Below are 12,163 nucleotides of genomic sequence, written 5' to 3' on the forward strand. Positions count from 1 at the left end.
CGCCGATGATGGCGTGATCGGAAGATAAGCTGTCCGCGTGCCGGAGCCCATACGCGCGTACACGTACGTTGCGCGACTACATCACAACGCCGCGCTGATCGAAGGCAGAAAATTGCATCTGCTCATGGCGCGGCGGGCTTGAAAACAACTGCAAGGCGTAGGTCAGAAAGATTCGATGCGCAACGTCTGAGCACGCCTGCCATGCATTCCGTTGCGCAATGACATACCTATGTGCATCGCGAAGTCGCGGTGCGATACTGGCCGCGGCGTCGGTGTTGGCGCCGGCCGAGAATTGACCCATCTGTGAAGGCGCGGCCGCTGCCAGTGAGCGCTCGATCTCGGCCTGCCAAGCCGCCGCCATTGGCGCCGCCAGATGAAGCATGTGGGAAGCCATTTGTGCAGCTTCGCGTCAGCGCCTGGCCCTCTTTGCAGCCTTGATCCAGCGTCATTCGGGGACCGGGTGCGGGCTGCACAGGGTCAGCTTGGACTTATTCGGGCGGTCCAGTTTGCGCAAGGAGGGCAGCCGTTGGATTGGCCCGATCGAATCAGCGCGAACTGACCCTGTTCGGTGCAGCCGGAGTGCGAACAATTGGAAGCGCCAGAGCCGAACAACCGGAATGCGGGAGATCGAACTGGTTCTTCATACCAAAGACCATGCGATTCAATTTTTTCCGGCGCACGAACGAGGTCCCGGCCTGTGCTGTCGAGGCAAACGAGTCTGCCGAAGGCGAGGCAATGCACGTCGAGGCAGGCGGCTTCGTGACCTACGACCTCCTGCTGGACGCCCAGAAGCGTGTCAAAGGCTTCAAGTTGGCATGGCGCATGGCACTACCCCACGTCCAGCCGAACGCTGTCGAGAGCCTGCGGGCGCTCCTCTCCTGCGTCGCGACGAACCTCAATCCGCCCAAGACCGGGTGGCGCCTTGGCAGGCTTGTCCTCTTCTTCGACATGACGGTCGACGGGCTGTTCCTGAATGAGTTGCAGGCCGTGCCACCGGAGAACGTCGTCCTGTGCATGGGGCTCGACGACCTGATGAATGCGGACATCCGGTCGACGCTGCTGCACCTTCGCACGCAGGGGTATGGCTTCATGTTATGCGGCGCCGAGGTGCTGCCTGAAGACGTTGAGCTGTGCTCCATCATCAGCTACGTGGACGTGGGGGACGGCCATCCCGAACTCGTCACGAACATCCGACGCGAGCAGCCGCTGGGGACGCCGGTCATTCAGCCGATCGCCACGCACATGACGACTTGGCAGGACTTCGACAATTGTGCTGCGCGCCGCCTGGATGTCTTCGTGCAGGGCAAGGAGGCGATCGTCCCCACAATGGAAGCGGAGGCAATCTTGCAGCCGGAATCCATGCTGATCGTCCGCCTGATGCAGACGATCCGACGCAATGAAGACTTGCGCACCATCGAAGCCGCCCTCAAGCATGACGCCGCGCTGACCTACCGCCTGCTGCGTCACATCAATTCGCCCGGCATCGGAATCGGCGTCCAAATCCAGTCGCTGCGCCACGCGGTGGCCATGTTCGGCTATTCGCCGCTGTTCCGATGGCTCTCGGTGCTGCTGGCCACGAGCAACAAGGGCAGCGCGGCGTTCATGACGAAGAAAGCGATTGTCCGCGGCCGATTTGTCGAGCTCATGGGCCAGGGGATAGTGCCACAGGAGGAGGCCGACAACCTGTTCGTCGCCGGCATGTTTTCACTCATCGATCGGCTGCTCGGCGTCTCCCTGGAAGAGGTGCTGGACAAGGTCCAGCTTTCCGAATCGGTTCAGCTCGCGATACTGAAGCGCGAGGGCGTGTATGGGCCCTTCATCGCATTGGCTGAATCCTGCGAGGTCGACGGCAGCGAGGCGTCGCATTTGTCCGAGTCGCTCTTCATGAGCGCAGAGAAGGTGAACGCGGCGCACCTTTCGGCGTTGGCATGGGCCCAGGACGTGGCCCCTGTGGAATCAGCCTGCTAATGGCCAACTGGTTTTTGACCTGCTCGGATCCATGAGGCGCGCCGCGTGGCCGGGCAATGCCTGTACCTGGCCTGCAATACGTTGATGAAACTGACCCTTGGCGGAGTGCCCGATCGGGCTTGCGCTGCCCCCGGAAATTCGTAGAGCTTAGGTCTAGAGTCCGATCAACCCGAAATGGAGATCGGACCGATGAAGAAGCGATACACCGAGGAACAGATCATTGGCTTCCTGCGTGAGGCCGATGCGGGCATGCCGGTCAAGGAGCTGTGCAGGAAGCATGGCTTCAGCGAGCCGAGCTACTACGCCTGGAAGGCTAAGTTCGGTGGCATGAACGTCTCGGACGCGCAGCGCCTGAAGTCGCTGGAGGCAGAGAACACTAAGCTGAAGAAGCTGCTGGCCAACTCGATGCTCGAGATCGACGCCATGCGCGAGGTGCTCAAGGGAAAGTGAAGGCCGTGGCGGCGCGGCGCGAGGTCGTGCGGCAGTTTCGGGGTCTGGGCCTGAGCGAACGCCGGGCCCTCAGGCTGGTGGGCATGAGTGCCAGCACGCTGCGCTACGAACCCCGCGACGACGGCAATGCGGCCTTGCGCGAGCGCCTGAAGGAGCTCGCGGGGCAGCACCGCCGCCACGGCTACCGCATGCTGCACAGCCGGCTGCAAATCGACGGTTGGGCCATCAACGTGAAGCGCACCTACCGGATCTATCGCGAAGAGGGCTTGATGGTGCGAAAGCGGCGGCGCAAGAAGCTGCCGGTGCCAGAGCGCCAGCCACTGGTACGCCCGACACAACCCAACGAGGTGTGGAGCATGGACTTTGTGTTTGATGAGCTGGCCAATGGCCGGCGGGTAAAGACGCTGACGGTGGTGGACGACTGTTCCAAGGAGTCGGTGCAGATCGTTGCCGACACATCGATCCCCGCGCTGTACGTGACGCGCGTGCTAGACCAGGCCAAGGCCGAGCGGGGCTTGCCCAAGGTGATCCGCACCGACAACGGCCCGGAGTTCGCCGGACGCACGATGCAGACCTGGGCGGCGAAGAACGGCGTGGAGCTGCGCTTCATCCAGCCCGGCAAGCCGGTGCAGAACGCCTACATCGAGAGCTTCAACAGCCGCTTCCGCGACGAGTGCCTGTCGCAGCACTGGTTTGCCAGCTTGAGCCACATGCGCAGCGTCATCGACAACTGGCGCGAGGACTACAACCATCGCCGGCCGCACAGTACCCTGGGGTACGTGCCGCCGGCCGTGTTCGCCGCGCGTTGCTGCCAGCTCGCTGGCAGCAACGCGCAAACAGTCGCATCAACTACGATGCAAACCCCTGGACTCTAGATCGAAGTGCTACGAATGCCGGGGGCAGCGCAGGCTCACATTGATGTTCCCATGCTCATACCAGTGACGCTTCGGCCCGAATTGACCTTCTACGGCCTGGTCGCCCTGCACGCCAAGGAGGCCCTGCGCGACTGCCAGTGCGAAGGTCGGCCGTACTCTCCCATCGCGCAATGAGCACCGCCGGGAGTCGAGGTCGCAGTAGTCGCGACGCCGGAGTACCTGCGGCGCCATCCCGCGCCTTGCCGTCGGGACGAACTAGGGCCTGGGCGTATCGCTGCGGTCACATCTCTAGGCGGCCTTCTTCATCGAAATGACCCGGCGCTGCAGCGCGTCGAGGAGGTTTTTCTCCTGTTCGCGTGCTGCTTCGATTCCGCGCGCTCGAACATGGCCATATCCGCGGATTCCCTCAGGAAGTTCCGCAAGTTCGACCGCCGTCTCATAGTGACCGCCATCACGAGTTGAAGCGATGACCATGAGAGCTTGGTCGATATTGGATTTGTACTGCGCAATTAAAGTCCGCTCCCTTCGGCGCTCTTCCGTGTGACCAAAGACATCGAAAGGCGTGCCTCGCAGAAATCGCAGCTTTGCCAGAAGGCGGAATGCCGGGATAACCCATGGCCCGAACTCGCGCTTCTTGGGCTCTCCGGTCGCCGGATCGCGCTTCGCGAGCAGTGGCGGCGCCAGGTTGAAGACCAACTTGAAGTCGCCTTCGAACTTGCGCTCAACACTCTGCAGGAAGCCTGTCTCGGTATACAGGCGAGCAACTTCGTACTCGTCCTTGATGGCCATCAGCTTGAAGTAGTACTTGGTCACAGCGCGCGCCAGCTCGGTTCGCCCGGGAAAGTTGCTGCGCTCGATGGTTCGCACATGCTGGACAAACTCAGCATACTGCGTGGCATAGGCTTCGTTCTGATACTGCTTCAGGAAACGCTTGCGCCACTCAATAGCTTCATCCAAGTCGTCGATGACATCGGGCGACAGGCTTTTTCCCTGCGCCTCGCGGATGGACGACAGCGTGCGCTCGACCGTGTTCGGGTCCACGACTGTCCGACGCCCCCACCGGAACGCGTCGCGGTTCATTTGTTGCTGCGCGCCGTTGAGTTCGATGGCCGTTTCAATAGCCTCTGCAGCGACTGGTATCAACCCCCGCTGGTAAGCGAAGCCCAACATGAACATGTTGGCCGCAATGGTGTCGCCCAGCAGCGCGGTCGCAATACGCCCCGCCTCCACAAAATCGGCGCTCTCTGGCCCGACCGCGTCCACGATGTTTCGCTGCAGGCTCCCCCGCGGATACTGCATATCGGCCTTGCGCGAGAACTCCCCCGGCATCGTTTCCTGGGTGTTGACGACCATGCGCGTGCGCCCCTTGCGTGTCGCGGCGAGAGTCTTTGAGTTCCCCGCAACAATCATGTCGCAGCCGAGCACCAGATTCGCGCCTCCGGCCGCGATGCGAATGGTCTTTATTGCGTCAGGCGAAGAGCCGAACCTCAGGTGGCTCCACACCGAGCCGCCTTTCTGGGCGAGGCCTGCCATGTCCAGGATGCCGCAGCCCAAGCCCTGCAGGTGAGCAGCCATCCCCAGGATGGCGCCGATGGTGACGACGCCGGTACCGCCCATGCCCGTGACGAGAACGCTGTAGACGCCCTCTTCGAGAGAAGGCAGTACTGGCTCCGGAAGCGCAACGAAGAGACCGCCGGTGTCGCCCACGCGCTCAGGCTTGCGCAACGTGCCTCCTAGCACCGTGACAAAGCTGGGACAGAAGCCCTTGACGCACGAGTAGTCCTTGTTGCACGACGATTGGTCGATCGTCCGTTTGCGGCCAAGCTCCGTCTCGAGCGGCTGCACCGAAACGCAGTTGGACTTGAGCCCGCAGTCGCCACACCCCTCACAAACCAGATCGTTGATGAGCAGACGCTTTGCCGGATCCGGAAACGTCCCGCGCTTGCGACGGCGGCGCTTCTCTGCGGCGCAGGTCTGGTCGTAGATGAGCGCTGTGGTTCCTTCAATCTCCCGCAGCTCCTCCTGGACGACGTTGATGTCGTCCCGGTGGTGGACAGTCAAACCCTGTGGCCAGATGATGCCTGCAGGATACTTGTCGGGCTCGTCACTGACCACCACGATGCGTTTCACGCCCTCGGCATGGACTTGGTGCGCAATCGTCGGAACGTCCAGATGGCCGTCGTGCCGCTGGCCGCCCGTCATCGCCACCGCGTCGTTGAACAGAATCTTGTAGGTGATGTTGGTCTTCGCTGCAACCGCCGCACGAATGGCCAGCAGACCAGAGTGGAAGTACGTTCCGTCGCCGATGTTTTGGAACATGTGCTTGCGCTTGGAGAACGGAGCCTCGCCAACCCACGACATGCCTTCCGCCCCCATCTGCGTGTATCCAGTTGTTGAGCGGTCCATGGCCTGTGCCATCCAGCTGCAACCGATGCCTGCGTAGCCCTTGCTACCCTCCGGAAGCACCGTCGAAGAGTTGTGAGGGCACCCGCTGCAGAAGTAGAAGCTGCGGGAAAGAATGTCGATGACGCCCTTTGGCGCGCGCATGGCGCGAATGTCCTCGAGGCGTCGGCGCAGGGCATCGATCCCGCTTCCATGAAGCGCCAGGAGGCGCTCCCCGATGGCGATAGCAATTTGATTCGAGTCGAGCGCCATCTCTGACTGGAACAGGCTCTTTCCGTCCTCGTCCAGCTTCCCGACGATGGCTGGCGTGCCAACCTTTCCGTACAGCTGCTCCTTGAGCTGGGTCTCTAGCAGGCTTCGCTTCTCCTCCACGACCATGACCTTCTGGAGGCCCTCCGCGAAGCGCGCAGCGCCCGTCGGCTCCAAGGGCCAGGTCATTCCTACCTTGTAGATTCGGAGCCCGAGTTCCCCGGCCTGCTCCTCCGTGATATCCAGGTCGTTCAAGGCCTGCAGTACATCGAGGTAGCTCTTCCCGTGCGTGATGATGCCCAGCCTCGCCGTGGCGCCGTCCACGACCGTCCGGTCAATGGCGTTGACCCTGGCGAACGCCTTCACCGCTTCGAGCTTGTGTCGATGCAGCCTGGCCTCCTGAGCGTGTGGGGAGTCGGGCTGCCGAAGGTTCAATCCATCTGCCGGCGTTTCCACGTTGTCAGGCAACATGATGCGAACGCGGTCGACGTCGACGTCAATGGATGCGGTGGCTTCTACGGTGTCCTTGACACATTTCATGCCGACCCAGCAGCCGCTGTAACGCGACAGTGCCCAGCCGACAAGGCCGAAGTCGAGGATTTCCTGAACGCCGGCGGGACTCAAGACGGGAATCATCGCGTCCACCATCGCAAACTCGCTTTGATGGCAGGTCGTAGACGATTCGCAGGTGTGGTCATCGCCCATCAGAACCAGAACGCCACCGTTCTTGGATGAACCCGCCAGGTTGCCATGTCGGAACGCGTCCCCGGTGCGATCGACGCCAGGCCCCTTGCCGTACCACATCGCGAATACGCCGTCGTACTTTCCCGCGCCGGAAGCCTCGGCTTGCTGCGAGCCCCACACAGCTGTGGCTGCCAGGTCTTCATTGACACCCGGCACGAAGACGACGTTGTGGGCGGTAAGCGCCTTCGACGCCTTGTTGAGCTGCTCATCGAAGGTACCTAGCGGCGAACCGCGGTAGCCCGTGATGTACCCGGCCGTCTTCAGTCCCTGGGCCAGGTCCCGCTGCTGCTGGGTCAGCGGCAACCGCACGAGAGCTTGGGTGCCGGAGATGAAGACCCTGCCATGGTCGAGTGCGTACTTGTCGTCGAGGCTAGCTTGGTGAAGGTTCATTCGAAAGGTCCAGGTTGGAAGCTGCACCGGCGCGACGGACAAGTGCGGCGGGGCGCACAGATCCCCAGCGCGCTCCGCCGACGGTGGCTGGGCGCGCGCGAGACGGCTACTGACCTTGAACGCCGCACGCGGCATTGGTAGGGGAAACCTCGCATTTGAAGTAGGTCGTTCAAAGTTCTATAACTCTATGTCGATACAAGTGTCGGCACTTATCATCCGAGCTCATCAATGCTCAACCAACGTCATCGAAATCCCTGGTATGCGGGTCCACCGCACAAGAGGCGAGACCCACGGGGCTGGCTCACGAAGCGGACGCTGAGCGCGGCGCAGGTCTTTAACGACGGCGACCTATGAAGGCGCCGACAATCCAGCGAGGCCGGGCTGCGAGGGTCCCGACCGTCAGAGATGAAAGCAACGTACAGCGGCTATACCTCGAGCTGCGCGACCGGGCGATGCGGTACGACTTCAGGCCTGGCTCACGTATCAATGAGAAGCAACTGGGTGAACAGTTCGGCGTTGCGCGGGCCACCCTCCGCGAAGCTCTCAATCGGCTTGCCGCGGAAGGCCTGCTGGAGTTCGTTCTGAACAAGGGTTTTTTTCGCAAGGCAATCAGCGTCGACGAAGTTTTTGACCTCTATCAGGTTCGCATCGCTTTGGAGCGCCGGGCTGTCCTGCTGGCGATTCAGCGCGCATCGGACTGCGACATCGCCTCGGTGAAAGATTTCTGGGTGGGTGTGATGAAGCAGTCCGACAAACTGACCACAGGAGACTTGGTTCTTGCAGATGAAGATTTTCACCGCAGGCTCGTCTCCCTCTCCCAGAACAAGGAACTCATGTCCTTTATGGATATCGTCACACGTCGAATCCATATCGCACGTCACGTTGATATTGAGCAGCTGTCGTCATGGAATCTCACTTCGTTTGACGCTCACATGAACATCATCGACTTCGTCGCGCAGCGAAAGACGGAGGAAGCCCTGAGGACCCTCACCGACCACATCGACATGAGCCTAAAAAGGGCCATTGAAATCACGAAGGAAATGGTTGCCCGCTTCTTCCTGGTCGAAGCATCCGCATCGCTTCAAGCCGCAGATCAATCATCCATTGCGCAGATCGACTTGCTGGAGCAGAGCTCGGCGTAGTCGCGGCCGGGGTTGCACTCTTCGGGAGATTTCGATGTCAGATCCTCTACGCATCATCCATGGACGGTTCGGAAGGGCCGTGCTCGTGCGCTTGGACCATTCCATGGTTCTCCATGCGCACAGAGAATGTCATGTCGTGTTCAAGATAGGCGGGGCAGACATTCTGTTTGGAGTTGGTACCAAGGAGTACCCGGTCACCGCTCAAAGTGCGCTCATGATTAATGCGTGGGAACCCCACTACTATCACTATCGAGAGACAGAGGCCAAGACCATCCTTCTTGCGTTCTATCTCAACCCACAATGGTTGAAAGAAGTCGACCGCCGGTTCGCAGGAAGTACCCATCCCAAGTTCTTTGAGCGCCCGGTGGAAGTCCTGAGTCCGCGCTTAGCCCGTGGCCGAGACGATGTCTTGGACGCTCTCGCGCAGCACGAGCCACCAAACGTACATGACATGGAGAGCCTCATAGCGTCCATCTTCTCGGAGATCCTGACGCTATCTCCACCCCGAACCGTGCTCCAGCTTGCTGGCACGCGGGGCGAGCTCGAGTATGACGCACGCATTCGCAAGATCGTCGAACGTATGCTGGGTGACTATGACTTACTCAGCAGTCCTGAGGACATGGCCTCCTCGGCCGGATTGTCTCGCGCGCAATTCTTTAGGCTTTTCAAGAAGTCGACCGGCCTCCCGCCTACGCTGTTTCTGAGCATGCTGAAGATGGAGGCCGGCTTGCGCAAGGTTGCTCAGCGTGACATTTCCCTGCAGGATATCGCGTTCGACCTGGGGTTCGACACGGCTGGGAACTTCACGCGCTTCTTTGTCGGGATGCAGGGGTTTGCTCCCAGCAAATACCGCAAAATGCTCGAGGTGGTTGAAGACGACCTGTGATTGCTTGCCTAATCGCGAGAGGCACCCAGACGCTCAGCCCCTGAGCGTCGGCACTCGATCGCAGCGCTACTTCCATTCCACAAGTATCTCGCGGTACGCCTCCGTGCCCACGTTCTTCGCCTTGTGCTTTGCCGGGACCTTTACTCCCTTTCCGATCTCCGACATCACCTCAATGGTGCCGTCTTGAACCTTGAGCTCGAAGATGCCGTTCGTGGGGACTGGGAACAGGCCTACGTCGTTCCCATGTTCGTCATAGATTTGAAGAGGAGCTCCTTGAACGGCAAACCACATATACGAGTGATCATGGGTGTGAACAGGTGTCTCTTCCCCGGCGGGCAATACAAAGTCCCACACAATGATTTTGTCATTCTCGAAGAGTTTCCTGCTTCCAACGCCGGCCTCTTGAGTCGCTTCGATGGTCTCCATAATTTGTCTCTCTAAGTTATAGGCTAATAGCCAGTTTTCAGTACAGCGCCGGGGCGCCTCCGTCTCGGAATCGCGTATCGGCGCAATATGGTGGCAAAGCGCATACCGCGAACCCGAGCTCTAATCTTGAAGCACGTGGCCTGGGAAGGCTTATCGAAGCCCCTCACCACTTATCTCACTGCCTCGCAACTTATCACTGTGTCTCATGACATGCACCGCCTGGCACAGAAGGTCCGTGCTGTGTAGCCATCGGCAAGGGCCTTCTCCTTCTTGTCTTGTTTCGACCCCGGGCTTGGTAGGACAGACTGGTGACACTTCCGCCTGCCCTCTGTCCGCCAGAGCAGCGGCTCAGCTCGAGCATCAACCGCCGGAGCTCTGTCAATACTAGAGCGCCGACAGCTGGCTGACCCCGCCGAACCCACCCTCCCCGTGCTGCGATTGCGTCGCCGCCTTCACCAGCTGCACCCGGTTGCGAGCCGCGAAGCGGCGCCGCAGCTGGCGCATGTGGTAATCCACCGTGTGCGATGACAGCTGCAGCCGGTATGCGATCTCCTTGTCGCTGCGCCCCTGCAGCAGCTGCTCGAGGATGTACCGCTGCGTCGGCGACATGCCCGACATCTCGGCGCGCGCCGTCGGCGGCGCGGCCGGCACCCGCGCGTGGCGCGACAGGTACTCGTGCACGCTCAGGCCCAGCACCAGCGACTGGCCCACCACGCCCTCGGTGATCCAGCTGCGGCTGGGCGCGCTCGAGGTCAGGCTGATTACCGTGTGCTCGTTCACGTGCGTGGGCGAAGCCAGGCGGAAGAACAGGCCGCTGCGGATGCCGCTGGCATGCAGGTCGTCCAGGAAGCGTCGGCGCCGCTCGCTCGGGTCCGGGCCGGTGAGCGAGGCTTCCAGCTGGCTCACGTCCCACAGCAGCGGCAGGCTGGATGCCGGCGCCTCATGATGCCGCGCATCCACCTCGTAGTGACGCTGCGCAAAGTAGCGCCGTATCCAGTGCGCATTGCCATAGCTGGTGAAGAAGCTCAGCGGCCAGGACTGGCCGCGCACATAGGCGACCATGCCGTAGCCCATCCACTCGAAGCCGATCGCGTGCAGCATGCCGCGCACCAGGCGCGCCCGGGCATCGATGGTGCCGGCCTCCACCAGGTCGCGCACGACGCCCGGCAGTTCGGCATGGCGGCCGAGGGTCTCGGGCCGGCACAACTGCTCCTCGGCATAGAGCTGCGGTGGCGGTCCGCCAGGCACGCTGCCCTCGCCGGCCGAAGGCGCCGCTGCGCCGGCCCTCGCAGCACCAGCCATCGACGAAGCCGCGGCGCGTTGCAGCAGGGATGACAGCATCATGGCGCGCACCTGCCCACGGGCGTATTCATCATGGTTGTGGATTCGCTGAAAGGCGCAGGCGCGCCATGGCAAACATTCATGATCATTCGGCCCCTCGCGGGCGTCCAGTGAAATTGATGAGCCAGATCGATGCGCTGCAGGCATCAGTGGGTGGCCACGCCAAGGCCACCTGCGTCCGCAAGTTAGCAAAGGCCGATGGCGGCGCCTTGTAGATTCTTAACTCCGCGTGAATCATCCTTGTAGGACACCACCCCGTCAGCCGCCTGTGTGTCGATCCGATGACAGGCCGCCCAGCGATCGACCCCCACCGGGGCCAGCACCGGCGCCTCCTCGGCGCACCGCGGCAGCGCCTGCGGGCAACGCGGGTGAAAGTGGCAGCCGCGCGGCGGATTCATCGGCGAGGGGATCTCCCCGCGGATCGCGACGAAGCGCTTGCGGCGCACCTCCAGCTTCGGCGCCTCGGCCAGCAGACCCTGCGTGTAGGGATGGAGCGGCGCCTCGAAGAGGGCCTCGGCCGGCGCCGACTCCACCACCCGCCCGAGGTACATCACCAGCACGCGGTCGCTGATGTGCCGCACCACGCCCAGGTCGTGGCTGATGAAGAGGTAGGTGAGCCGGAGCTCCTCGCGCAGCTGCATGAAGAGGTTGATCACCTGCGCCTGGATGGAAACGTCGAGCGCGGCCACGGCCTCGTCGCAGATCAGCATCCGCGGCCGCACCGCAAGTGCGCGCGCGATACCGATGCGCGCGCGCTGCCCGCCCGAGAACTGATGCGGATAGCGGCGCATCAGTTGCGGGTCCAGCCCGACCCGGCGCAGCAGGCCGGCCACCAGCTCCTCCTGCCCGCCGGCATCGACAAGCCCGTGCGCCAGCGGCGCCTCCCCCACGATCTGCTGCACCCGCAGGCGAGGGTTGAGGCTGGCGTAAGGGTCCTGGAAGACCATCTGGATGCCCAGCATGTGGCGCCGGTAGTCGGCGCGCGGCAGCCGCTGCTCCAGCGCCGCGGTGTTCTCGCCTTGCCACCAGCGCTCCCCTTCGCTGAGGCCGTGCAGCCCTGCTGCCATTCGCCCCAGCGTCGACTTGCCGCAGCCCGATTCGCCGACCAGGCCCACCACCTCGCCGCTTTTTACGGCGAGCGAGACGCGATCGACCGCATGCACGGTCGGCGCTGCCGCCGGTGCGCCCAGCAGGCGCGCAAGCCGGGCCGCGGCATCGGCTTTCTTCACGAAGCGCTTGGACGTCGCGCGCAGTTCCAGCAAGGGTGTCGAGGTCGAGGTCTGCATGGA

The 12,163-nt window shown here is 62.2% G+C and carries 10 protein-coding genes; 5 read left to right on the plus strand and 5 right to left on the minus strand.

The window, feature by feature from the left end:
* Positions 1 to 76 precede the first annotated feature (76 nt).
* Positions 77 to 394 (minus strand): hypothetical protein, encoded by a 318-nt coding sequence (locus E5P3_RS19745; RefSeq protein ID WP_162587518.1) that lies wholly within the window; start codon positions 392 to 394, stop codon positions 77 to 79.
* Between the two features lie 260 nt (positions 395 to 654).
* Here E5P3_RS19745 and E5P3_RS19750 point away from each other — a divergent pair, with 260 nt between their 5' ends.
* The 3 genes from E5P3_RS19750 (at position 655) to E5P3_RS36155 (ending at position 3,467) form a co-directional block, all read left to right on the plus strand.
* Positions 655 to 1,968 carry an EAL and HDOD domain-containing protein gene (locus E5P3_RS19750; RefSeq protein WP_162587519.1) on the plus strand — a complete coding sequence of 438 codons (1,314 nt, stop codon included), beginning with the start codon at positions 655 to 657 and terminating at the stop codon, positions 1,966 to 1,968.
* Between the two features lie 189 nt (positions 1,969 to 2,157).
* Positions 2,158 to 3,293, plus strand: a protein-coding gene (locus E5P3_RS19755; RefSeq protein WP_162584305.1) for an IS3 family transposase whose coding sequence is annotated in 2 segments (ribosomal slippage) — positions 2,158 to 2,410 and positions 2,410 to 3,293 — 1,137 coding nt in all. Because the reading frame shifts where the segments join, the coding sequence is not laid out codon by codon here.
* A gap of 51 nt (positions 3,294 to 3,344) precedes the next feature.
* A complete protein-coding gene (locus E5P3_RS36155) occupies positions 3,345 to 3,467 on the plus strand; it encodes a hypothetical protein (protein ID WP_269473983.1) in 123 nt (40 codons plus the stop codon).
* 114 nt (positions 3,468 to 3,581) lie between these two features.
* Here the strand turns inward: E5P3_RS36155 and E5P3_RS19760 are convergent, their stop codons facing one another.
* Positions 3,582 to 7,079 carry an indolepyruvate ferredoxin oxidoreductase family protein gene (locus tag E5P3_RS19760; RefSeq protein WP_162587520.1) on the minus strand — a complete coding sequence of 1,166 codons (3,498 nt, stop codon included), beginning with the start codon at positions 7,077 to 7,079 and terminating at the stop codon, positions 3,582 to 3,584.
* Between the two features lie 350 nt (positions 7,080 to 7,429).
* On the opposite strand from E5P3_RS19760, the gene E5P3_RS19765 reads away from it, so the two are divergent.
* Positions 7,430 to 8,221, plus strand: coding sequence for a GntR family transcriptional regulator (locus E5P3_RS19765; RefSeq protein ID WP_162587521.1), 792 nt, complete (start codon positions 7,430 to 7,432; stop codon positions 8,219 to 8,221).
* Positions 8,222 to 8,324: 103 nt separating this feature from the next.
* The gene (locus E5P3_RS19770) at positions 8,325 to 9,107 is read left to right on the plus strand and encodes an AraC family transcriptional regulator (protein ID WP_162587522.1); all 783 of its coding nucleotides are present in this window, start codon (positions 8,325 to 8,327) and stop codon (positions 9,105 to 9,107) included.
* Positions 9,108 to 9,173: 66 nt separating this feature from the next.
* Here E5P3_RS19770 and E5P3_RS19775 read toward each other — a convergent pair whose 3' ends face one another.
* The 3 genes from E5P3_RS19775 to E5P3_RS19785 form a co-directional block, all read right to left on the minus strand.
* Positions 9,174 to 9,533, minus strand: coding sequence for a hypothetical protein (locus E5P3_RS19775; protein ID WP_162587523.1), 360 nt, complete (start codon positions 9,531 to 9,533; stop codon positions 9,174 to 9,176).
* Between the two features lie 384 nt (positions 9,534 to 9,917).
* Positions 9,918 to 10,877, minus strand: coding sequence for a helix-turn-helix transcriptional regulator (locus E5P3_RS19780; RefSeq protein WP_162587524.1), 960 nt, complete (start codon positions 10,875 to 10,877; stop codon positions 9,918 to 9,920).
* A gap of 182 nt (positions 10,878 to 11,059) precedes the next feature.
* On the minus strand, positions 11,060 to 12,160 hold the full coding sequence (locus tag E5P3_RS19785) for an ABC transporter ATP-binding protein (protein ID WP_162587525.1): 1,101 nt from the start codon (positions 12,158 to 12,160) through the stop codon (positions 11,060 to 11,062).
* Positions 12,161 to 12,163 lie beyond the last annotated feature (3 nt).

Origin of the sequence: Variovorax sp. RA8 (genome assembly GCF_901827175.1) — a bacterium.
In the GTDB taxonomy this organism is placed as follows: domain Bacteria; phylum Pseudomonadota; class Gammaproteobacteria; order Burkholderiales; family Burkholderiaceae_C; genus Variovorax.